Raw genomic sequence first — 21680 nt, 5'->3', positions numbered from 1 at the left:
CCTAGCGCTCGTTCCGGTCCTGCCGGGCGGCCCGGTGCCGCTCGAGGGACTCTTCGCGCAGGTGTTTCGCTGAGCGACAAGTCCGCCGTTCAAGTCAGCGATTTCAACAGTGCGGCAAGATGAGTGGAGATCATAATCTCATCGCCGCGCCACTAGGCGGTTGAGGTGCGGTGCTGTGAAGGATTGATCATCGGCCTCCGGGAAAATCGAATGCTCACCCTCCGCCTGATCGACCCAGACGACGGCCTCGTCCTTGAGGACGGTCAGCCGATCGGCCGCGTCCCCTATGCCAGCGACCGCTCACCGGGCCCCCGGTTCTGGACGGTGACCCTGCCGGTCCCACCGTTCGGCGATGCCGCGTCGATCGAGGAGGCCAAGGGCACGGTTTAAAGATGTGCGTGGCAGGCGTAAGGACAGACATGACGCCGAGGCGCTAGCAAAGGCCTACGGGGCGATGAGCCACTCGAACCGGGCGGATCGATATCAGCGGTGACTGCCGCAATCTTACGGGATGGATAACTTTGGCAACTGCATCGCGCTACCTTGCGCGACCCTCAGCAAAAGCACAACAATGCCGAGTGTGTTCGCGACTCCGCGAGCGCACATGGAAAACCGAGCACACTTCGCAGGCGGGCTCGGCTTTCCGTGGCCATTTGATCTTCGAAGGCGGTCTCGCGCCTTCTGCAACCACGAAAGGCACGTTAGCGTGACCCCTCCCATCACACAAGACAACATTCCCCGTAAGACCAAGTTCACCTTCGAAGAAGCTGTGGACGTCGGGCTGCACCGTTGGGCCGGACAATTTCAACGTGAGGTCGCTGCACCGGACATCGTCGAAGCCGTGCTCGGACCGATGGGCACACTCCCCGAGTGGCCCGGAAAAACGGGAGAAAGAGAAGGTGGTCTGTGAACAAAAAATCGGCCGGCGTAACGGAAACGGAACGGATGCTTGCCGATTTCTGCGAGAGGTCCTTCCTCAAGCTGTGGAGCTATCCCAATCCATTCAAGGACGACGGGCACGAGCTGTGCGACCTGCTCGCTGTCTTCGGCAACTACGTCTTCATCTTCTTCGACCGCGAGAACGAGCTGCCAGAAGGACCTGACAAGAATCCGAACGTCGTGTGGGATCGATGGAAGCGCAACGTCATCGATCGTCAGGTGAGAACGGCGCGGAACGCTACATCCGCAGCGGGAGACCGATCTATTTGGATGCTCGAACAATGGAGCTGTTCCCCCTCGGCATCGATGCGGAAAAGGCTGTGATTCACAAGATCATCGTCGCGCACGGCGCCAAAGAGGCATGCGAGCGTGCGTCCCCGGACAACATCTATGGCAGTCTCGCCATCACCTACACCGAAACCGCTGGCGGTCCTACCGATCCCTTCCATATCGAAATCGACAGGCGCAACCCGGTCCACATCCTGGACAGCCACAACATGCCTATCGTGCTGGGTGAGCTTGATACGGTCAGCGACCTTTCGGCGTATCTCGACGAAAAAGTGCGGGCCGCTTCAGCCTTCGACTATCTGACCTATTGCGGAGAGGAAGACCTTCTCGGCCACTACCTGCTGAACTACGACGAGGGTCAGAAGCGCCATGTGATCGGGATGAAGGATGAGGCCGTCAACGGCCTCATGGTCGGCGAAGGCGAATGGCACGACCTCATCCAAACCGAGGTCTACAAGAACACGAAGAAAGTGGATCGCATCTCGTACTTCTGGGACGAGCTGATTCAGCGCACGTGCCAAAACAGTCTGGATGGGAGGCTCGGCGGAAACTCCAACATTTTTCGCGGCGAGAGCGCCATCTATGAGATGGTGAAGGAGCCGCGCTTCATGCGTCGCGGCCTTGCAGAGAAGATGCTGACGGCGGCTGATCGATTTCCCGACAGCACCGGCCAATTCGCCCGGCAAGTCACGTTCCTGCCGTCATACCAGCCGAATGTCGCTTACGTCTTACTGCAACTGCGCGCCCCCGATGCGTACCGTGGGGAGCCAGACTATCGAGAGAAGCGCCGGGCTGTGCTTGAGATCGCATGCGGAGCGGCAAAGAACAAATTCACGCATCTCCTGAAGGTGATCGGCATCGGCATCGACGCACCAAAGTTCTCGGGGGGCACCAATGCAGAGGATTTCATCCTCATGCCGTGCGAGACGTGGACGCAAGAGATGAGGGCCTACTACGAGGAGCAGAACAAGGACTGGAATTTCTTCAGCACGCCGCACCTTTGCCAGCATAACGACCGGGTGACCCAGTTCGTGCCACCTCCGCGTCCCAGCAAACTAGCGACGTCAGGCAAGATCGGCCGCAATGACCTATGCCCGTGCGGTAGCGGGCTGAAGTACAAGAGATGCTGCCTAGAGCGATAGAGACGCCACTGGGCAAAGCTAGGAACACTAAGAACCATGCCATTTGATTATCTAAGCGCGTTTCCCCTCCCGGTTCATGTCATGCCGCCAAGGCTGCGCGGCCTGCTGGAACCCGTCGGCCTGTCGCCAAGCCTGTTTGTGGAGGTGGCGTCCAAGCAGGAGACCGATCCGCGTGGAGCGGACGCCGAACATCTGCATTTGCTCATGGCTGTAGTTCCTGGGGCAGATGGTCGAAGTGCTCTCTGAAGCAAGTAATGGCGTAGTCGAGTACTCGGTCCCTATTCCAGACGAGTGCGGGTGCTCGGCGGTGTTTTCTCCGTCAATCTCTGGTCATGACTACATCGTCGCGGCGTGGGGTGACGGCTCGTTCTACACGTTCAACCTAGCTGAGAAGGTCTGGATGACTCTCGGACTGACCCCTCGCTGCGTCGGCAATGATCAGCAGCGTCTGGTCTACGATGACTTGGGGCTTCCAGAGTTCGGCGTGGCTGAGGGTGAGGTATCGAGTGAATACCACTGGAACTTGAAGCGAGCCGTCAGCTGGCGCATGTCGAATGAGTACCTCCGTCGCTACCTTTGGCTACGTGGCGCTCGGGGTGTGCGGGTGTTCTACTACTCAGTCCAGTTGCCGGATATTCCGGACGTCCGCGCTCTTATGGGCGAGAAGTCTCAGGTTGTCCTAAAGCCCGCCGAGGGTGTTGCCTGGTACGAACTGGACATTCGCGAGCACAAAGGCGGACTTCTGCTGCAGCTCTGGGCTTCGGTAGAGGCAGTAAGACCAGAACTCTGTCCAGAACAGACTGCTGACGGCATTCATGGCCCGGAGATGCTCAACCGATGACCCACGCGCGCGCAGATGCCATCGTGGGGCATGATTTGGTCTACCTCGACGATCGGCTTCTTCAGAAGTACGAGCAGAGCACCTTCTAGGACTCGATGCCGACCTATGTATGGGAGCAGTGGCACAGCAGCCCTTCATACAGAGGGCAGTGGAGCTTCACTGATTGCCGTCGGATCGGAAGAAATCTGATTCAAGTCCCGATGCGCGAGCAGATCGCGAGATCCTGCATGCCCGATCATTCGCGGTCGATCCGGCCGACTTGGCACATTTGAACCTGAATGAATAACATGTGGTCGCCAAGGTTCAGCGGCTGCTCGATGTGCTTCTACGATAGGGTGACGGCCTTTCCGCTCTCGGCGCAATGGTGGGGCTACAAAAGTCGGCAGTAGAGCTGACGGGTTTTGATCGCGCAGAGGTGGCGGCCAATGGTTGGATGGCCTATCCGGCGCTCGGTCGGTTGGCCCAGGTCGCACCATTGGACATGACACAGCAGATGTTCCTGGCTCGGTGCAAGAGCTTGCACGACGTTTGGCAACGGGTTCCCAACGGCTACCTCAAGTCATTGTTGGTGTGCGCCGGGTGTCCGAGAGCGGATGTAAAGGACCTCGCGAGCCTCAAGCTACTGCAGGCCTTGCTCAACATCATTCAAAGCTTGAATGTTCATGAGGAGGCAAGCGATGCCTTTGCCTCAAATGGAGAGCGCGAGGGCTGGAAGGACCGCAATGAAGCCATGGCACCCTTTTCTTGAACAATGATCTCAGAATCGCCGATGCGCACGAGGCCATGGAGAAATGCCTGCCAACCCTCCAGCAGCTTGGTTTCGACACAGCAAACGTCAACGCGGGCTATGGGCGGGCGCTCGATTTCGTCATGGATGGCGCCATAAATGCTCTCGAAACAGTAGCGGCAGCCATTGAGAATCTTTTGAGCCGCTAAACCGGCTCACAGGCCCTCAATGCAGCGCCGCGAGCTCCCTGGGCGCAGGTCGGGCGCGGGTTTGACACTTTAGTGGCCGCAAGCTGCGCCGGGCACTGAGCTGGCCCTGCACGCCTTGGGATCCGCGCTGTGCGTGATGCTGGTGAATGGGCTGGCCGTAGCGCCACGCCGGCACCCGCTGCGCCATGCCGTCGACCTAGTCCGAGAGCTGCTGAAGGGGCTGGAATAGCCCGGTCCGCCCCCCACGTTGTGCGAGCGCCCACGCTTCCCCTGCCCCACGACAGACCCTATAAGCACCTGTTGCGCGCCGAGCGAATCTGACGCTGATGGCGGGCGCCGCAGGAATGACAGACGCACATGGCGCGATCGCGTAAGACCCGATCCTCGAAGTCCCCACCCAAGAGCAAGAAAGCCACCGCCAAGAAATCCGGAGCGTTGGGGGCCAAGCGCACACGCACGCCTCGCCGTGTCGATGACGCGCCCGCCGTCGCCAGTCCGGCCGCGGCTGGACCTTCCGGCGCTCTGCTGGAGGGACACGTCGGCGCGCAGTATCTACTGCCCCTGCTGTCGGGTGGTGAGGCGCGCGGACTTCCGGGCGTCGTGGTTGCGCGGGTGGCGTTCCAACGAGCCGGCCTCGGCCACCCCATGGACGACGTCATCGTCACCGGCCACGATCGCCAAGGGCACCCGGCCACGCTCGAACTGCAGGCGAAGCGCACGATTGCCTTCACGGCGAGCGACCCGGTTTTCGCCGACGTGGTCGCGCCGGCCTGCCGGACAGCGACCAAGCCGGAGTTCAACACGACGCGCTATGAGCTCGCGGTGGCGATCGGCCGCACGTCCACCAAGATCGAGCAGCCTATCCAGAATGTGCTGAAGTGGGCACGCGAGTACCAGGACGCCGAAGGATTTTTCGGTCGACTGACGCAGCCCGGTGCCGCGCACCAGGAGATGCGCGATTTCGTCGAAGCATTTGCGGTCACATGCGCACGGCCGGCGCGGCGCATGATGATGCATCCGTGTGGCGATTGCTATCTCGCTTCCAGGTGCTCGCATTCGACTTCGAGCAGCCCGGCTCGGTTTGCGCGCAGCTAGCCCGCGAGCGCTGCGCGCTGCTACTCGCGGCGCAGGACGCGGGTCGAGCGGGCGAACTGTGGGACTCGCTGCAACAGATCGCGTTGCATGTCGATGCCGCTGGCGGGGACCTGGACGCCCCCGCGCTTCGCGAGCGACTCACCGCCGAGCGCGCCTACCGGCTGGCTGGCGACCGCCGCTTGCATCTCGCGCGTGAACGGCTTGCCGAAGGCGCGGAGAACACGCTCGCCACCATCAGCTCGCACGTACACGGCGTGGCTATCGATCGTGGCGGCCATGTTGCCGCAGCACTCGCTGCGCTTGACCAGGCCCGCTACCTTGAAATCCGGGGCGCCGGCGGCGTCGGCAAGTCGGGGGTGCTTAAGGATCTTGCGCAGCGCATTGGCGCCGAGTCCCGCGTTGTAGTTGTGGCTCCGCATCGTGTCCCAGCAGGCGGATGGGCGACGCTGCAAGCGCAGCTCGGTTGCGACGCGAACGCCCGCGAGTTCCTGACCGACCTGGCAGGCGACGGCGGTGGCACGCTGTTCATCGACGGCCTCGACCGCTTCGACGACCCAGGGCAGCGGGCCACCGTCGCGGACCTGATTCGTGCCGCGGCTCAGGTGCGCGCCTTCCGCGTCGTGATCACAGCGCGACTGGACTTCGACGCCGATGCGCGCGCGTGGCTGCCGGCACAGGCGCTGCAGGATCTCGGCGAAGCGCCGCCGTTGGTCATCGAGGAGCTCGACGACGACGAGGTGACCTGGCTTCGGGGCGCCAATCTTGCCCTCGCCGCGCTGCTACGGCCCGGGCATCCAGCCGAGAAGCTCGTGCGTAACCTGTATCGCCTGAATCGGCTGGCGCGCAGCGTGCCGGCGAAGGACGCTCCGCCGTTCAGCGAAGCGCAGATGGCGTGGCAGTGGTGGACGACGGGCGATGGTGCAGATGCGGCAGGTCGCTTGGAGCGGCGCCGCGTACTTCGGTCACTGGCCGTGCATTCGCTGGCTTCGTCGGCTCCGATGGACACCAGCACGTCACCGGCGGATGCAGTCACAGCGCTGACCGAAAGCGGATCACTCCGTGCGCTCAGCTCCGTTCGCGTCGAGCCCGAGCACGATGTGCTGCGCGACTGGGCGATCGGTTGCCTGCTGTATGAGGAGCCGGAGCACGTCGCCGCAATCGAGCTGGGGAGCCCGGCGCCGGTGCGTCTGTTGCGCGGCGTGGAACTCGCCGCCCGCTTGCACGCGGAGTTGGGCACCGATGCTACGGCATGGCGGGCTCTGCTTGATCGGGTGAGCGCGCCCGGCGCGCACGGCTCATGGAGACGCGCTGTCTTTCTCGCCCTCGCGCGTTCGGAGCGGGCAGACGAGGTGCTGAATCGCTGCTTGCCGGCACTGGCCGCGAACAAGGCCGAACTGCTTGCCGATCTGGTCCGCGCGGCCATCACCGTCCACTCCCAACCGGCCGCGCCACTCCTGTCAGCAGTTGGTTTCGACACGACCAAACTCACCGACGACATCGTCGCGCCTCGAGGTCCGGCGTGGCTCAACTTGATCGTCTGGTCGGTCACGATCGGGGACCGGCTGCCGCACGCCGCGGTGCCGCAGTTCGTCGACCTCTATGGTCGTTGGTGCATCGCTTATGCGGGGCATGATGCGTTGTCGCCATTACTGGTTCAGCGCGTATATGCGTGGCTGGTCGAGGTCGAGGCGAAGAACCACCCGACGGGGTCCGACTTCAACACGTGGCTGGCTGCCAAGAACGCACCTGGATTGTCGATGACTGAGGCGCAGGAAAGCGACCTTCGGACGACATTTCTTCTGTGGTGCAAGCTGCGTCCAACCGACGCCGAGTCCTATCTTCAGGGAGTTACTGCCCATCCGCATCGGCACGTTCTATTCCGCAAGCTGCTGCCGTTTATGGGCACTGCGCCCCAAGCAGCGCCGCGAGCCGTAGCCGACCTGTTTCTGGAAGCCTTGCCCGAAGGGGACGCCGACGAAGACCGTGAACGGTCGCGGCTGCGGGACGTTTTCTCGGCGTGGGATTTGGAGTATTTCCCCGCGTCGCCAGCGCGCGCACCATTCTTTGATCTGCTTCAGGCGAACAAGGCGGAAGGGCTGCGGCTGGTGCGCGGTGTCATCGCGCACGCTGTACGGCGACGCGCTCGCGGCAGAGAGCCAGGCGACAACCGCATCGAGATTCCACTTCCTAGCGGCCGGCGCTCGTTCCCCTGGCGCCAATCCTACATGTGGTCCCGCTCGCAGGACGCCTATATCGCCGCGTCGGCGCTGATGGCCTTGGAAGCGTGGGCGCACCTGCTCATCGAACGCGGGGAGCCCGTGCAGACCGTGATCGATGACGTTCTGGGCCCCGAAGGATCCCCGGCGGCTTACCTACTCGTTGCGGTCGATGTGCTGCTGTCGCATTGGCCTAAGACGCGAGAGTGCCTGTGGCCGTTCGCTGCATCGGCCGAGTTGCTGGCGATGGATCGCCAGCGGTACGGCTACGACGTCGTCAATGCCGACGGCAGCTCCATCGGCTGGGTGCATCCTGAACCCGCCAGCGCAGTTCAGTTGAACAACTTGCGGCGCCGCCCCTCGCGCCGCAGGCCACTCGACTTCCTGCTCAGCAACTACGGGGTAAATGGGCCTGCGGACGTGCGCAAAGCGATGACGAAGGCGCTGCGGGACGAGGCGGCGCGAATCGGGGCGCCGGATAGTGAAAGCTGCGCGATGGCCGATCCGAAGTTCGCCGCCATGAGCGCGCTGAATCAGCTCAATCCTGCTAACTACGTGCAGGGAGGTACGGACGACAGCGGCCGCGCAATCATCGAGTACGTGCCGCCCGCCGACGAAGCACGGCTAGCCCACGAGTTCGCGGAGCAGGCGCAGCTTGGAGGCGACGAGGCTGCGGTTCAATGGCAAGTCATGCTAGCCCTCACCGAACCGCCCTGTTCGGTTGAACTTCTTGAGCTGGGTGTACGCTGGGCGACACGCGACGCGTCAGCGTCGCAGGACGATCCGGACAAGGACGAGCAGGAGCGGGTCGAGCGCACGCGGTTCATCGTCGCTGCACTGGTGATGCGCGATGGATCGCCGGAGCTGAAGGCCGTGCATGGTGATTGGGCGCGCGCCCAGTTGGCGCAGGCGGCGAAGCCCGATCCAAACGACCGCGGGTCCCCGCAGCAACTACAATTCAACGCGGCCGCGATCGCTGCCGTAGGTTTCCTGTCCGCATACCGCGACGATCTTAATCCCGCGGACCTTTGTCGCCTGCTTCACCTGGCGGCCAGACCAGATACAGGCATGGCAGCGGTGCTCCGCGCCGAGGTCGCAGCGCAGCGCCCATTGCGCCTGGAACTCACACGATCACTAGTTCGCCTTGGCTTGGCATCTGCCATCCATGCCCTCCGACATCGAGACGACAACGACTTCCGCAACATCGACGACTATCGTGCGCGCCATGAAGCGCAAGAGACGGCGCGCAAGGCGGCCGAGAAGACGAGGCTGCAGAGCGCCGTTGACGCAGAACTGCGCTGGCTCGCAAGCGATGGGCCAGAGCCAGGATGCCCCGAACTGCCGGATCCGTACCCGCCCAAACAGCGACGCAGAATCTCGCTGGGCAGCGCGCGGCCGCTACGGAAAAGATCCCCTACTAGACCACGCGTTTTCGCGCTGCATGCGCCAGCAGCGGCTGCATGGTTGTCGCTTGCCGTCGAACTCTGGCGCACGGCCGATCCCGAAGTGCTATGTGCGATGGTGCGGCATTGCTGGCCTTGGACTGCCGGCGCGAACGGCGTGGGCTGTGGGCCGGATGAGGAACCTAGCGAGCGACCATTCGAATGGAACAACGCCTATTTCGCAGCCGCACTTGCATGCGCGGTCTCGATCGGAGACGCGGGTATCAAGGAGTACGCGTTCGATCCCCTCGCCCAGTTGCCCGACGAGCGATTCTTCGATGCAGCGGAGGCCGTGCTGCATGCATTGGATCACTTGTGGCTGAATGTCGGCGCGGTATCGGACAACATGGCCGTATCGATCCGCGAGGGGCTGGCGCAGCGGCTTGTGGCGACCTCGTCATGGCGCCACCTCACATCCAAGCGCTCCGCGGGCACAGGGCTTCACATTGCTGGAGCAATTGCCGCGATGTTCATGGGGCAACACCACTTTGGACAAGGGTCACGCTGCTACGTCCATCCCCTTGGAGCCGCCCGCACTGACTCGCTCCTGCCCATACTCACGCAATTGGCTGAGCAGGCAGCCGGATCCACGTTTGTCGCTATCGCGTTCCTCGGACTGCTGGAGATCGGGCCGCACGCGAACCGGCTGACATTCATCGCCCGTGCTGTGGCGGCATGGTGGCAGGTTCAGGGCGCAAATTCCGAGTTCTGGATTGATCACGGGATCGGGCGGCGCCTGTGCGAATGGATCGACAAAGCACTGCTTGGCGCGCCGGTCTCGCCGACGGTGCTCGATAGCTCGGAACTCACCGCGGTCGTCGACATCCTGATGCAATGCGGCACACCGTTGGCAAGTGCGCTTGAGGAGCGCATCGCGGCCCGCCGAAAGGCAGGCGCCGGCTGAATTCCGAACCCATCGATGCGGGGCATCGCCGAATCCGGCCGCCCTGTGGCCCAGCCCCGTACCGCCACCGTCCCGGTCAGCAGCTCGCAGGCGCCGCGATCGAGAACGGGTGCAGGGGTGGTTGGCGTCAACCGGAAAAACTCACTGTGCGGGCGCTGAGAGGCCGACGCGCGGCAGCCTTGGTCATGCCGCAGGGCCGGTGGCCGCAGCCGGCTGCAGCGCAGCGCCGACTCGGGCGCGGAGGCGCTCCAGCATGGCGGCGTGCTGCACGGCCTCTCGCGCGAAGCGACGGCTCGCGATCTCGTCCATCGCGCGGAAGGTCTCCGCACGACGACGCCTCGTCGGTCTGCGGATTCCAACGGTATGCCGCGAGAAGCTGCTCAAGGTATGCCCGGACACTGATCATCACCGCCGCCGCGGGTCTTCTTCACATCAGCAGTTCTGCCAATCCGAGCTTTCAACATTTTAAATTGATTGGCGCGAATGCGTCAACGGCAGTTAGCCAACCCCGCATGCGCAGGCGCCCACGCCTCATTTGGAACCGAATCGCAGACTTCTCTCGGTTGATCGAAAACGTGAGGTAGCTCGTAGCTCCAATGTCGCACGATCTCTCAAGCCCAAGCCATTGGTTGCAACGCGCGGCTCAGACGCGCGCCAAAGCGGAACGCACAAGAGACACGGCGACCAAAGCCCGGCTGATCACGATGGCGGAGGAATACGCTCTTCTCGCTGAACAGGCTGAACGGCAACTGCAAGGTCAATCAGAACCGAGACCAATCAGGACCTGAGCTGGCTGGCGCCAACAGCACGGTGAGCCGAGCAATTTGCAAGCGCGGCTATCAAATTCATTTAGAGGCGCCGAGAGCGCAGCTTCGGCGAAGCCTTCCTTACCGACGTCCGACGGTGGCGCCGCTAATGCAGACCCCGCCCCGGCGTTCGGCCGTCGCGCGGTAGTCGAACAAGATCGACCTCGCGCTTCGCGTTTAGTGATTGTTCGAATAGACCAGCGACATATCCTCGAGGTCCTCGTTGGGAAGATTGTTGGTGTCGATGGTGTGGTGGAGATCGTGCAAGGAACCCATGCCGGCGGTTGCTGCATAATTCATCGACGGTGAAGGCGGCACGGTGGTTGCAGCGGCAAACAGAGCAGCCGTGAAAAATATAGATGCAAATAAAAGCTTCATGGGGAATCTCCGCTCCCCCAGCCTAAGGTAGGTCTGAGAGAACGGCGGCGAGGTTCAAAGCCCGTGCCATTCGTTTTGGCGCGTAATGTCCGTTCTACAACTCATCACGGACTCAGAGCTGAGTTCCGTTGCGGCCGAGAAGGGCCAAACAGCGACATCGCAATAAATCCACGGCCTCAGGCTATGAGCCGACGGTCAACAACGTTGACTGATAAAAATCAATGCGGATTAGACAATCCGTGTTTTTGATCCACGTCGTGCGTGGAAGGCCCATTGACCAAATGCAGTGTCACGGGAGCAGCCTATGAGGAAGCCTCTCCACATGTTTGTATCCTCGGTCTGCCTTCTGGCAGCCGCGGGCATTAGCGCACTTGCTGGAGCCCAAACTGCCGCGCCTGGAGTAATGGCGCTCGCGCCGTCCGAAATGAAATGGATGCCGCAAGGCGGCTTGGTACTTCCAGGAATGGAGCAAACAAACCTGCAGGGTGATCCAACCAAGCCCGGTCCCTACACGGTCCGTTTAAAGCTTCCTGCCGGGTACAAGCTTGCTCCACATACGCACCCGGACTCCCGGGAAGTGACGATTCTGTCGGGAACTTGGTATACCGGTTACGGTGAAAAGTTCGATCCGGTATCGCTGAAAGAACTTCCTGCTGGAAGCTTTTACACCGAGCCCGCAAACGTCGCCCACTTCGTCGAAGTACGCGAGCCTGTGTTGATCCAAGTTAGTGGCACGGGACCGAGCGGACGCAAGTTCGTCAATCCGGCCGATACACCGAAATAGACTTGAGCGGCTACCATATGCGGCCCTCATTGCAGACGCCGGATTCTCAGACTTGGCGCAGTCGGTCTCGCCGGAAGAGGTCATCGGCTAAATTGGACGAGCAGATTGAGAACCACCGTGCATTCAGCCTGACCTGATCTCGACCTGGTGACCGCCGAGGCGCACGGTCTTAACAGCGGAGAGGCTTGCGCGTCACATGCTTGTAACTTTCCCGACGTGCTTTTCAGAAATTTTTGACTTGGGGCTGTCTTGTTGCAGCGATGCCCGCATCCCAGTTTTACTATCTGTGATCAGATGTGCGGAGAACGAACAAAATGCGTGTATTATTGGCGATGTTCCTCGCGGTGACCTCGCTCACCCAGGCCTACGCAGAGGCGAAAATGAACAGCACAAATGCCGCGTGCAGCTATACATTGGCAAACGGGGAAACGTACCAGATACCCGTGGGCCAGAATCTGTGCTGGCGCGTCCCCCCGCCCTCTTACAAGGTGTATACGCTCCTGCGTTGTGATCCACCATTTCAGGAAATCAACCGGGTACAGCTGGGCGATGGCCGCTGCAACAGATACGAGGAACGGCAATAGCCCCGGCCGGATACACGCTTCGACGCTGCTTTTTGCCGCAATGCCATCACCTACCTACCATAGGTGCGTAGCTCAGCCGGTGGAGAACGCTAGTCTAATCACGCCCTGGGTTCGAGCCTCACCCCCGCTCACCAACGAGTCAATCACCCGTGGCTCTCGAGTAGGACTGCGAGTGGCTTGCAGGACGGTTTCGAGCCGCCGTCCCTGTCCGCGGGCGCCAATCGCAAGATTAAACGTCATGAATGACTGCGCTTTGACGTGACATCTATCCTGCCCAAGGTCCATTATTCGCTCGCTGAACATGATTTTCGTGACTGGCTTTGCTTTCTCTAGCAGTAGGCGCGCGAGGTCGCCACGCGAGATCGTGACGAAGCGCCCTCCATTTATATCTCGCGGAAGATGGTTGTGCCGAACCCAGTCTTACGCTTAGCTCGGTCACAACGATGTGCATCTCCTCTTATTCGATAGCCGAGGCGATCAAGGTCTTTATACATTCCCATTCGGTCGGCGACGTCGCAGCCGCCACCAAAACTCGATCACGTAGACGCGCGTCGGTATCGACGGCGCGCTCTCCACGATCATAGGCTTCGACCCGCCCTAGCAAGCCAATACGAAAGCGTCGGACCGGCCATGCCGGCTCCAGAGATAAGGACAGTCTCATTTGTCGTAATGATAGAGTTAGCACAGGGTCACCGCGAGTGGTCTGGGCGTTCGTGGCCTGGAGTGCGTGCGGTCATCGAACCATCCCCCGCTACGTGATCCCTGCATCAGGCAGCCGCCTAAAACGGCGCTTTCGTCCAGTCGGAATTTTTACCTCGGGGCGCTCATAGCACCATGCATGCCCTCTCGAGTCACACTGCGCCCGATGTTCCGCTCCTATGACGTCGTGCCCGACAAGCCAAACCTGGGCTTCGAGGGCGCACCAGTCAGACCAATTGCATTGCGGATCAAGCAACGGCATCATTTGACTTGAACGCCTCCTGGTGTTGCCTGACGAACTCGTGGACAGACATTGGCGCTCTGCCCGTCACCTCCGCGATGACCTCGTCTTCGCCCGAGAACATTCCGTTCTGGTAGTCGAGGGCCACCTCGCAGAGATGCTGCGTCAAAAACGCTGGCCGCCCCGCCCTCTCGAGGCGCTTTCGATACTGCGGGATCGTGATGGGCTGGTACGTGATTTTCCGGCCGAGCATCTCACTTACCGCCGCGGCGATCCCTGCCTGGTTCATCTCGATCGGGCCGTGAAGGGAGTACGTCTTTCCGGCATGAGGCTCCGGTTTTGTCAGGATTTTTGCAATAAGCCGCGCCTGATCCTCAGCGGCTATCGGCGCGTGGCGCCCATCGCCAAGCGGCATTTCGATAACCCCTCTTTCGACGATGGTGTTGCGGTTACCCGGATACAGCAGCCATTCCGCGAAAAATGTCGGACGCAGATGCGTCACCGGCACGCCAGACCAGTCAAATACGCGCTCGGCGATCCAATGGTCGCGGGCGGCGTGGCTCCTCGATTCTCGCCGTGCGGAGATCTGCGACATGTTCACGACGGCACTGACACCCGCCTCCTTCGCCGCTTGAGCGAAATAGACGGTTGCTTCGATCAATCCGGGCTGGATGGGAAAGACGAAATACGCTGCAGCTACGCCGTCGAGAGCGCTTCGGATCTGGTCCAGATCGAGAAGATCGCCGACCACGATCTCGGCACCGGCCGCGCTTAGCCTGGCGGATCGCTCGTCCTCCTTGTGGACCAGTGCACGGACATCGAAGCCCTGCTCGAGCAGCTTGTGTGTCGCATTCCGTCCAGTATCGCCGGTCGCGCCGGTGATGAGGAATTTCGGCTTTCCCATTTTTGCAATTCTCCGCTGCGTCTCAGAACCATCCATGTTTATTGGCTTATGATCATCATTCAATAGAGCGAACCAATCAATAGCCGGTGATCAGTGAGCTTATTCCGCGATGGAATAAGACTTATTACCGTATCAGGAGTGGCTCGCTATCGGCCCAGATCGTAAGAGCCAGCGCGTCACCTCTAGGAAAACATGCATCATTAGGAAAAGTGCAATGAACGAACCAGCAGGGACGCAAGTGTTGCCCCCGCGCTTCGAACACGTTGAATGGCCGTACGCACCCAAGTTCAGACCCGTCAACGGCTTGCGCATGCACTACATCGACGAAGGCGCGGGTGCTCCAGTGGTTCTCCTGCACGGCAATCCTGCATGGGGATTCCTGTACCGGAAGTTCGTGAAACCGCTGACTGCGGCCGGGCGACGTGTCATCGTTCCGGACATGATCGGATTCGGGCTCTCTGAGAAGCCTGTGCGCGAACAGGCGCATACTCTCGACGGCCATATCGCGAACCTAACGAGCCTGCTGCGCCAGCTTGATGTGCGGGACGCCACCATCGTCTGTCACGACTGGGGCGGCCCGACGGGCTTGGGCTTTGCGTTGTCCAATCCCGACCGCGTGCGCGCTCTGGTCATCATGAGCACTTGGGCATGGCCGCTTCCTCCGGCCGATTTCCACAAACGGATTTTCCCTTGGCGGATGATGCACGCGCCCGTCGTAGGTCCGTATCTTCTCGGCCGCCACAATGCCCTCGCCGGCCGCGGCATGTATTTGTCCGTGGTGGATCGAAAGAAGTTCGCTGCCGAGGCTCAAAGCATCTACGAAGGCATACTGCCGGATCCGGGGGCACGTCTTCTGACGTGGACATGGCCGCGCTGGATTCCGCTCGACGAGAGCGCGCGGGGCTTTTCGCGCTTCGAATGGCTTGAGCGCGAACTGAGGCGGTCGAAATTTCCGACGCTTCTTGTGTGGGGCAGAGAGGACGAAGTGTTCGACTACAAGACCTTCGCGATGCGCTTTAAGGAACTTGTGCCGCATGCCGAAGGACCCGAACTGGTGACGGGGCGCCATTTCTTGCAGGAGGATTCCGGTGCCGAGATCGCGCAGAAGATCAACGGTTTCCTCGACCGCATCGAGAGGAGACAGTCATGACGCAGATCGAAATCATCGACAATCCTGCGCTGGATGGAACAAGAAGGGCACTGGTGCTGACCGAGGATCGGGTCGGACACTACCCCGAATTCCGGGATTTCTTCGTGCGTCGCTTCGCTCTGGATTCCACAGTTTTGTCGAGGCCAGGGTACGTGCGAGCGCCTTCCGGAATGACCTACGCACTCGTATTCATCGGACGGAGCGGCGAGCCCTTTCCGGACGGGATCGAGATTTACGCCCTGCCCTATGCATTCGAGACCTTGGACGACGCCAATGTCGACACCGATTTGTGGGCGCTGCTCAGGTGGATCATCGAAGGTATCGGCGGCGAATGGCGCGTCGAGGACCTCGACGCAACCGGGCGCCTCTACCAGCTGCCCGTCAGTGTCGGATAGAATTTTCGGCGCTCACCTCACCTTACTTGGCGGCGAGTGCCGTGAACTCTCCGGCCTCGTGCAGGATCACGCCCGACAGCGGATCGAACTGGCCGACCCAGGGCTCTCGCGCGAGCACAGCCATTGTGTGGGCGTAGCCCGCGTCCCAACGCTGTTTGATGCCGGCGGGGCTGAAATCGATGTCCTTCGTGTGGTCCTCGTCGTCGAGTTGCGGAGCCAGCAGCTGCACCACGTGCATCCGGGTCTGGCAGCCATAGCTCATCAATTCGCGCACCTCCGGCTTGTCGCGCTCGGCGTCCGGCAATCGCGCGACGAGCTCATTGATGACGTGGCGCAACCGATGTGCTTGCTGGTGTCGCGTGATCTGGCTTGCGATCCGGCTGGAATATTGGACATCCTTATGGCGGTTGAGGACCTCGGCCATGCTGGTCGGCTCGGCGCCTACCGGATTCCAGAGGTGGACGGTGAAGATCAGCGAGTCCCTGCGCGGGTTGTCGTCGAGCACCACCTCGGTCGGCGTGTTAGAGAGGATACCACCGTCCCAGTAAAGCTCACCGTTGACGCGGACGGCCGGAAATGCCGGCGGCAGCGCGCCGGATGCCATGATGTGCTTGGCGTCGAGCTTGCAATGCCGGCTGTCAAAATAGGTCATCTGGCTGGTGCGCACGTGTGCCGCTCCGACGGTGAGGCGCGGGCTTCCCTTGTTGATCAGATCGAAGTCGACGAGCTCGGCTAGAGTGGTCTCAAGCGGCGCTGTCGAATAGTAACCAGCGTGATCCGCTCCCAGTGGGTAGCGATCACCTGCATGGGCTAATGGATTGGGCTTGAAGAAGCCGGGTATGCCTTGCGCCAGCGTGGTCCAGTAGGACCATCGATCAGCGAATCCCGGCAACATGCCCCGCAAGTCCCAGTGGTGAGCGCGCTGCACCCTGCTCCAGAATTCGATGAGGCGTGGCAGCCGGTCCTGCGGTGCGTTTCCGGCGATCAGGCCGGCGTTGATCGCTCCGATAGATGTGCCGACGATCCAGTCTGGCTCGATGCCAGCTTCTTGCAGCGCCTGGTACACGCCGGCCTGGTAGGCTCCCAATGCGCCGCCGCCCTGCAGCACGAGTACGACCTGGCCCGGAAGGCTGGCCCGGTCCGGTGCGCGGTTCTGCGAGGTCGCCGCTGTCCGGCGTTCGATCGGTTGCTCCATTCGAGACATCCTCGTTCCGCTTGTCGGCATGCCCTTGCCGCGCCTGATTCAATGTCCTGGCGAGGCCGTGTCAACTACCGAAGGCGCCACGCGCGGCAGCCCGCTCATCCCCGGCCATGGAAGGTGCAGCGCAGAAGCGTTTCCAGATGCGGCGCTGCAATGATAGCAAAACCCGCGACCGCGCTGCCCGTCATCGCATATGCGAACAGGGCATCCCTCGCCGTCCCGTTGAGGATCTGAATGGCTTGGAGCGCGACCACCTTCGCACGAGTCATACGGTTTAAGCCTGCACCAACGCTTCGGACCAGCGTCACGATCGGGTGTTCACGGGTGCTCATCGCGTCTCTCCTTTGCCGAGCAGTTGCTCGGATGCCTGGAGAGATGGCCAATTTCCGCGTGGCATGGCAGATAGAGCGGAGCGATATCGCTCATTCCTGCGGAGAATAGGATGGATCGTCTGGCTTCGATGGAGACGTTCGTGCGGGTCGTGGAAACGGGGTCTTTCTCCGGAGCGGCCCGGCAGCTTCGGGTGGGACAACCGGCGGTCTCAAAGTCGGTCGCGCAGCTCGAGGAGTATCTCGGGGTCAAGCTGCTGACGCGCTCGACGCGGGGCCTGACCCCAACGGAGGCCGGGCTCGGTTATCTCGAGCGCGCCAGGCGCGCCCTTGAGGAAGCGGCCGAGGCCGAACGCGCCGCGCGCGGGGCCAGTGCCGGACTGAAAGGCAGATTGCGCATCTGCGCCGCCGTTACCTTTGCCCGGATACACCTCATTCCGCTCTTGCCGAAATTTCTGGCGCAGCATCCGGAGCTGGACCTCGAGGTCGTTCTGGACGACCGTCAGATCGACCTCGTCCAGGAGGGCATCGACGTGGCTCTCCGGATGGGAAAGATGATGGACTCGGCGCTGACCGCCCGCCGTATCGCAAGATGCAAGCGCCTGGTCTTGGGGACGCCTGCCTATTTCGATCGCGCGGGCCCGCCCAAGACCCCAAGTGAACTAAGCAAGCATCAGGCGGTCGTCTATCTCCAGGAAGGCAGCATTTGGTCGTTTCGGCGCGAAAGCTCCGAATTGGCCGTGACCGTTCAAAGCAGATTGCGGGTGACCGCTGCTGAGGGCGTCAGAGCTGCGGTGCTTGCCGATGTTGGCCTCACCATCGCGTCGGAGTGGATGTTCAGTCCCGAACTACGATCGGGAGCCGTGCGTGCAGTCCTGTCGGAATGGAGCCTCCCGGCCCTCGATCTGTGGACCGTGCTTCCGACCGGGCGCGCCGCGACAGCGAAGGCGCGAGCTTTTGTGAACTTCTTCGAACGTGCGTTCAACGCATGACCGAGTGAAGCAGCCACTACGGTCATGAGGCGTCCGCGGATGAGACGAAGGAGCATGTCTTCGATCCCGGGCGGCATTCAGCGCTTCGGGTGAACGAGTACGGTGACACACAACGGAGTTGCTCATCTCGAGCCTCCTGCCAAGGAGTGTCGCCATGTCCCGCATACCGATCTTGAAGCGCTCAACCCGGAAAGCCATCGCAGCTCTCGTGCTCGTCGGCCTGCTTTCCCCAGCAAATGCGACCTACCCTGCCAGCGTCTTTCCTGATCTTCCGATTGGCACGACTGCAGATCATCCCGACGCCACGGCGGCCGTTGCAGCGCCCCGGTCCATGGTGCTGACCTCGCACCTGCCCTGGCTTGCTCCGGTTGGCCATCGCCAACCGCGCCGAGCCGACGTATCCCCAGCTGAGGCCATCGCGGCCTCGGAGCGTCAGCAACAGCGGCTCGACCAGGAGCTAGACCGCAAGCTGATCATCTGTCGCGGGTGCTGACCCGGGTCGCGAAGCGATCAGTCCCGATGGAAGTAATCTCTGGTCCCACGCCCCCGCTTCCCAGAACGGCGGTCTCCTTTAGCCTCCCTTATGACTCCAATAAAACGGACAGCGTCACCGTCCTCGGGCCGTGGCTCAAATGTTCCATCACCGCAGCTTGAGCACCCTAATGAGGTTCGCAACAGAATGGACGGCGTACATCAGTACGCTGTTCGCTTGGTCGCTGACGCGGTACCTGCGAATATTCCAACGCGGAATGAGGTCTATTCATCCCACCTGCCTAGCTGGTCGGACCGCCTCCCCGCTACCTGAGCGCCACCGCCAATCCGGCAGGCTTGACACAGGAGCAAAGAGCAATGCGCAAATTACAGGGTAAGGTCGCCGTCATCACAGGCGGCAGCAGCGGCATCGGCTTGGCGACAGCGCATCGCTTCGCAAAGGAAGGCGCTTATGTCTACATTACAGGGCGCCGGCAGAGCGAGCTCAAACAAGCAGTCCACCTGATCGGACACGATGTCACAGCAGTACCAGGTGACGTACAATCCCTCGACGATCTCACGCGCCTTTATGCCAGAATCGGCAAGGAAAAAGGCGGAATCGACGTCCTTGTTGCTAACGCCGGATTCATCGCGCCCGAGAGGCTGGTCGATGTGACCGAAGCGAATTTCGACAAGACCTTCGGGATCAATGTGCGGGGCTTGCTTCTCACGGTTCAGAAAGCGCTTTCGTTGATCCGTGATGGCGGCTCCATCATTGTGATCTCCTCGATTGCAGCATTCAAAGGCATCCCCGGCTACACCGCCTACAGTGCGACCAAGGCCAGCGTCCGTTCCTTCGTGCGCACCTGGACGGCCGAGCTGAAGGATCGCGGTATCCGTGTCAACGCGATCAGCCCGGGGCCAGTTGACACGCCGATTATCGATTCCCAAGCCGCAACGAAGGAAGGCGCCGATGCGATCCGAGCTAACTTCGTCCGAGCCGTCCCACTTAACCGGCTTGGAAGTCCTGAGGAGATCGCAGCAGCCGCCCTGTTTCTCGCCTCCGACGAGAGCAGCTATGTCGCCGGGGTTGATCTCGTGGTGGATGGCGGCATGAGCGCACTCTGAAAGGCCCATAACCATGCGTGGCACTATGGCGGAGGCAATGACGCCGCTCCTGCCAGCATGCACGCACTCGTTTGACTGAAGGGGACGATCGGCATGAGCGACATACTGAGCGATGTCTTTGAGACGATCAGGCTGAGGGGAATGCTTTACTTTCGCACGGATTATTCGCCGCCCTGGGCGATCACCGTCCCGGCTTACGAGCAGGCGGCGCGCTTCCATCTCGTGATCCAGGGGCGCTGTCATATCGGCCTCGCATCGGGTCGCAGCATCAACCTCGGGCCGGGCGATCTGGCCCTAATTCCTCGCGGCCAGCAACATGTCCTCGCCGACAGCGCCGGCCGCACCCCCGCACCACTCGAGCGGGTGGTCCAAGAGTCTGGCTATAACGGCAAGGGCGCATTCGTGATCGGCAAAGGCGATCCGCAAGCAACGACCCAGATGGTATGTGGCCATTTGGGTTTTTCGCAGGGCGCCGATCACCCCCTCCTTAGGGCACTGCCCGAAGTGATTGTCATGACGCAAGCGGACCGTGGCCGTCATCCCCTGCTCGACGAGTCGCTACACCTCGTCGCACGACGAGCATTCGCTGATGAGCTTGGCGCAGCCGCTTCGATTTCGCGCCTGTCCGAGGTCTTCTTCATCGAGGCTGTGCGCGTGAGCATGGAACACCACGCCCCGCTCGCCCAAGTCATGAAAGCAATGACAGATTTCCAGATCGGTCGTGCGCTTGAGCTCGTCCACAAAGCGCCCGAGGATCCTTGGTCAGTCGATAGCCTTGCAAAGACGATCGGCATGTCAAGGAGTCGCTTCGCAAAGCGATTCACGGACCTCGTTGGCATAGCACCAATGACTTACGTCTCCGAATGGAGGTTACAGAAGGCCTTGCTGCGCCTCAATCGCAAAGAAGTCGGCATAAAGGAAATAGCTGCTCAGGCCGGATATCAATCGGCGGCCGCGTTCAGCAGAGCCTTTTCCCAACGCTTTGGAGTGCCTCCTACAGAATATCGGAGCATGTAATCATTACGGAGTTTGCACATCGTCCCAACTGAATTGCCGATAAGCTCGTAATCAGCCAGCACATCTTTTTATCCGTCTTGATACTCCTAGGTTGCAGCATGTGCCGCCAAGAGACGGCGCTTCAACCACTAGGAGTCAATCATGCAACGCATTCCTCAAGTCGACCCGGCGAAAGCCCCAGCTGAAGTTGCCGCCACGCTCGGAGTCATCAAATCCAAGATCGGCAAGGTTCCGAACATCCTCAAGACCATGGCGCAAGCGCCGGCCGTGTTGAACAGCTATCTGGCATTCTCGGGTGCAATCGGCGCCGGCAAGCTCTCACCGGCGCTGCGCGAGCAGCTCGCCCTGGTCACTGCCGGCGCCAATTCCTGCGACTATTGCGCGTCAGCTCATAGTGCGGCCGGCAAGATCGCTGGGCTCGCGCCTGACGAGATCAATCGCAACCTCGCCGGCGAAGCCTCCGATGCGAGAGCAAAGGCTGCCCTGGCATTCGCGCGAAAGCTCGTGATCAACCGTGGTGTGGTGAGCGACGCCGAGATCGTTGCGGTGAAGTCCGCCGGCTTCACCGATGAGGACGTGCTCGAGATCCTTGGCAACGTCGCCCTGAATCTCTTCACGAATTACTTCAATCACCTCGCCGCAACCGACATCGACTTTCCCCGTGTCGAAACGGCGTCGAAAGAGCACTGAAGTCCAGGATCGTCCCGTCGCTCGGACCCGCCGACCGCTTAGCGCAGTGATTGGCTGAGAACAGCAATGGCGCGTCACAACGCCAATCGGTTCACCAAACAGGAGTTA

At 61.3% G+C, this 21680-nt stretch carries 21 protein-coding genes; 17 read left to right on the top strand and 4 right to left on the bottom strand.

Features of this window, described 5'->3' with window-relative positions; translation table 11 throughout:
* Positions 1-210 precede the first annotated feature (210 nt).
* The 9 genes from XH84_RS40915 (at position 211) to XH84_RS22225 (ending at position 9803) form a co-directional block, all read left to right on the top strand.
* Positions 211-390: a hypothetical protein gene (locus XH84_RS40915; protein ID WP_245471808.1), complete on the top strand. Its 180-nt coding sequence runs from the start codon at positions 211-213 to the stop codon at positions 388-390.
* 316 nt (positions 391-706) lie between these two features.
* Positions 707-910 (top strand): hypothetical protein, encoded by a 204-nt coding sequence (locus XH84_RS22240; protein ID WP_128919736.1) that lies wholly within the window; start codon positions 707-709, stop codon positions 908-910.
* Positions 907-1263 (top strand): hypothetical protein, encoded by a 357-nt coding sequence (locus XH84_RS39935; RefSeq protein WP_164936289.1) that lies wholly within the window; start codon positions 907-909, stop codon positions 1261-1263. Before XH84_RS22240 ends, XH84_RS39935 begins: the two co-directional genes overlap by 4 nt.
* On the top strand, positions 1221-2369 hold the full coding sequence (locus tag XH84_RS40910; RefSeq protein ID WP_164936288.1) for a YecA family protein: 1149 nt from the start codon (positions 1221-1223) through the stop codon (positions 2367-2369). Before XH84_RS39935 ends, XH84_RS40910 begins: the two co-directional genes overlap by 43 nt.
* A 226-nt stretch (positions 2370-2595) precedes the next feature.
* Entirely contained in the window at positions 2596-3210 is a 615-nt protein-coding gene (locus tag XH84_RS40905) for a hypothetical protein (protein ID WP_245471807.1), read from the top strand.
* A gap of 361 nt (positions 3211-3571) precedes the next feature.
* Positions 3572-3958, top strand: coding sequence for a hypothetical protein (locus tag XH84_RS40900; RefSeq protein ID WP_245471806.1), 387 nt, complete (start codon positions 3572-3574; stop codon positions 3956-3958).
* The gene (locus XH84_RS40895; protein ID WP_245471805.1) at positions 3955-4146 is read left to right on the top strand and encodes a hypothetical protein; all 192 of its coding nucleotides are present in this window, start codon (positions 3955-3957) and stop codon (positions 4144-4146) included. Before XH84_RS40900 ends, XH84_RS40895 begins: the two co-directional genes overlap by 4 nt.
* A gap of 357 nt (positions 4147-4503) precedes the next feature.
* On the top strand, positions 4504-5241 hold the full coding sequence (locus tag XH84_RS40400; RefSeq protein WP_206734130.1) for a hypothetical protein: 738 nt from the start codon (positions 4504-4506) through the stop codon (positions 5239-5241).
* Entirely contained in the window at positions 5130-9803 is a 4674-nt protein-coding gene (locus XH84_RS22225) for an NACHT domain-containing protein (protein WP_208757101.1), read from the top strand. Before XH84_RS40400 ends, XH84_RS22225 begins: the two co-directional genes overlap by 112 nt.
* 983 nt (positions 9804-10786) lie before the next feature.
* On the opposite strand, the gene XH84_RS22220 is transcribed toward XH84_RS22225, so the two are convergent.
* On the bottom strand, positions 10787-10987 hold the full coding sequence (locus tag XH84_RS22220; protein WP_128919734.1) for a hypothetical protein: 201 nt from the start codon (positions 10985-10987) through the stop codon (positions 10787-10789).
* A gap of 322 nt (positions 10988-11309) precedes the next feature.
* Here XH84_RS22220 and XH84_RS22215 point away from each other — a divergent pair, with 322 nt between their 5' ends.
* Positions 11310-11771 (top strand): cupin domain-containing protein, encoded by a 462-nt coding sequence (locus XH84_RS22215; RefSeq protein ID WP_128919733.1) that lies wholly within the window; start codon positions 11310-11312, stop codon positions 11769-11771.
* Between the two features lie 1531 nt (positions 11772-13302).
* Here XH84_RS22215 and XH84_RS22210 read toward each other — a convergent pair.
* Positions 13303-14199 carry an NmrA family NAD(P)-binding protein gene (locus XH84_RS22210; RefSeq protein WP_128919732.1) on the bottom strand — a complete coding sequence of 299 codons (897 nt, stop codon included), beginning with the start codon at positions 14197-14199 and terminating at the stop codon, positions 13303-13305.
* 214 nt (positions 14200-14413) lie between these two features.
* Here XH84_RS22210 and XH84_RS22205 point away from each other — a divergent pair, with 214 nt between their 5' ends.
* Both XH84_RS22205 and XH84_RS22200 read left to right on the top strand, forming a co-directional pair.
* Positions 14414-15349 (top strand): alpha/beta fold hydrolase, encoded by a 936-nt coding sequence (locus XH84_RS22205; RefSeq protein WP_128919731.1) that lies wholly within the window; start codon positions 14414-14416, stop codon positions 15347-15349.
* The gene (locus XH84_RS22200; protein ID WP_128919730.1) at positions 15346-15744 is read left to right on the top strand and encodes a hypothetical protein; all 399 of its coding nucleotides are present in this window, start codon (positions 15346-15348) and stop codon (positions 15742-15744) included. Before XH84_RS22205 ends, XH84_RS22200 begins: the two co-directional genes overlap by 4 nt.
* Positions 15745-15766: 22 nt before the next feature.
* On the opposite strand, the gene XH84_RS22195 is transcribed toward XH84_RS22200, so the two are convergent.
* Both XH84_RS22195 and XH84_RS22190 read right to left on the bottom strand, forming a co-directional pair.
* On the bottom strand, positions 15767-16939 hold the full coding sequence (locus XH84_RS22195; protein ID WP_128919729.1) for a patatin-like phospholipase family protein: 1173 nt from the start codon (positions 16937-16939) through the stop codon (positions 15767-15769).
* Between the two features lie 104 nt (positions 16940-17043).
* Positions 17044-17277, bottom strand: a complete 234-nt coding sequence (locus XH84_RS22190; protein ID WP_128919728.1) for a hypothetical protein — start codon at positions 17275-17277, stop codon at positions 17044-17046.
* Positions 17278-17387: 110 nt separating this feature from the next.
* Here XH84_RS22190 and XH84_RS22185 point away from each other — a divergent pair, with 110 nt between their 5' ends.
* The 5 genes from XH84_RS22185 (at position 17388) to XH84_RS22165 (ending at position 21572) form a co-directional block, all read left to right on the top strand.
* The gene (locus tag XH84_RS22185) at positions 17388-18266 is read left to right on the top strand and encodes a LysR family transcriptional regulator (protein WP_128919727.1); all 879 of its coding nucleotides are present in this window, start codon (positions 17388-17390) and stop codon (positions 18264-18266) included.
* Between the two features lie 154 nt (positions 18267-18420).
* A complete protein-coding gene (locus XH84_RS22180) occupies positions 18421-18759 on the top strand; it encodes a hypothetical protein (RefSeq protein ID WP_128919726.1) in 339 nt (112 codons plus the stop codon).
* 356 nt (positions 18760-19115) lie between these two features.
* On the top strand, positions 19116-19865 hold the full coding sequence (locus tag XH84_RS22175; RefSeq protein ID WP_128919725.1) for an SDR family NAD(P)-dependent oxidoreductase: 750 nt from the start codon (positions 19116-19118) through the stop codon (positions 19863-19865).
* 93 nt (positions 19866-19958) lie between these two features.
* On the top strand, positions 19959-20882 hold the full coding sequence (locus tag XH84_RS22170; RefSeq protein ID WP_128919724.1) for an AraC family transcriptional regulator: 924 nt from the start codon (positions 19959-19961) through the stop codon (positions 20880-20882).
* A gap of 141 nt (positions 20883-21023) precedes the next feature.
* Positions 21024-21572, top strand: a complete 549-nt coding sequence (locus XH84_RS22165; RefSeq protein ID WP_128919723.1) for a carboxymuconolactone decarboxylase family protein — start codon at positions 21024-21026, stop codon at positions 21570-21572.
* Positions 21573-21680: the final 108 nt, after the last annotated feature.

Source organism: Bradyrhizobium nanningense (assembly GCF_004114535.1).
Lineage (GTDB): Bacteria > Pseudomonadota > Alphaproteobacteria > Rhizobiales > Xanthobacteraceae > Bradyrhizobium > Bradyrhizobium nanningense.
This window is presented reverse-complemented; position numbering and strand designations above follow the sequence as displayed.

Bases quoted from the DNA above. Each gene is read 5' to 3' on its own strand.
- XH84_RS40915 (WP_245471808.1), top strand. From the start codon at position 211: ATGCTCACCCTCCGCCTGATCGACCCAGACGACGGCCTCGTCCTTGAG.
- XH84_RS40910 (WP_164936288.1), top strand. From the start codon at position 1,221: ATGGAGCTGTTCCCCCTCGGCATCGATGCGGAAAAGGCTGTGATTCAC.
- XH84_RS40905 (WP_245471807.1), top strand. From the start codon at position 2,596: ATGGTCGAAGTGCTCTCTGAAGCAAGTAATGGCGTAGTCGAGTACTCG.
- XH84_RS40900 (WP_245471806.1), top strand. From the start codon at position 3,572: ATGGTGGGGCTACAAAAGTCGGCAGTAGAGCTGACGGGTTTTGATCGC.
- XH84_RS40400 (WP_206734130.1), top strand. From the start codon at position 4,504: ATGGCGCGATCGCGTAAGACCCGATCCTCGAAGTCCCCACCCAAGAGC.
- XH84_RS22225 (WP_208757101.1), top strand. From the start codon at position 5,130: ATGCGCACGGCCGGCGCGGCGCATGATGATGCATCCGTGTGGCGATTG.
- XH84_RS22220 (WP_128919734.1), bottom strand. From the start codon at position 10,987: ATGAAGCTTTTATTTGCATCTATATTTTTCACGGCTGCTCTGTTTGCC.
- XH84_RS22215 (WP_128919733.1), top strand. From the start codon at position 11,310: ATGTTTGTATCCTCGGTCTGCCTTCTGGCAGCCGCGGGCATTAGCGCA.
- XH84_RS22210 (WP_128919732.1), bottom strand. From the start codon at position 14,199: ATGGGAAAGCCGAAATTCCTCATCACCGGCGCGACCGGCGATACTGGA.
- XH84_RS22205 (WP_128919731.1), top strand. From the start codon at position 14,414: ATGAACGAACCAGCAGGGACGCAAGTGTTGCCCCCGCGCTTCGAACAC.
- XH84_RS22200 (WP_128919730.1), top strand. From the start codon at position 15,346: ATGACGCAGATCGAAATCATCGACAATCCTGCGCTGGATGGAACAAGA.
- XH84_RS22195 (WP_128919729.1), bottom strand. From the start codon at position 16,939: ATGGAGCAACCGATCGAACGCCGGACAGCGGCGACCTCGCAGAACCGC.
- XH84_RS22190 (WP_128919728.1), bottom strand. From the start codon at position 17,277: ATGAGCACCCGTGAACACCCGATCGTGACGCTGGTCCGAAGCGTTGGT.
- XH84_RS22185 (WP_128919727.1), top strand. From the start codon at position 17,388: ATGGATCGTCTGGCTTCGATGGAGACGTTCGTGCGGGTCGTGGAAACG.
- XH84_RS22180 (WP_128919726.1), top strand. From the start codon at position 18,421: ATGTCCCGCATACCGATCTTGAAGCGCTCAACCCGGAAAGCCATCGCA.
- XH84_RS22175 (WP_128919725.1), top strand. From the start codon at position 19,116: ATGCGCAAATTACAGGGTAAGGTCGCCGTCATCACAGGCGGCAGCAGC.
- XH84_RS22170 (WP_128919724.1), top strand. From the start codon at position 19,959: ATGAGCGACATACTGAGCGATGTCTTTGAGACGATCAGGCTGAGGGGA.
- XH84_RS22165 (WP_128919723.1), top strand. From the start codon at position 21,024: ATGCAACGCATTCCTCAAGTCGACCCGGCGAAAGCCCCAGCTGAAGTT.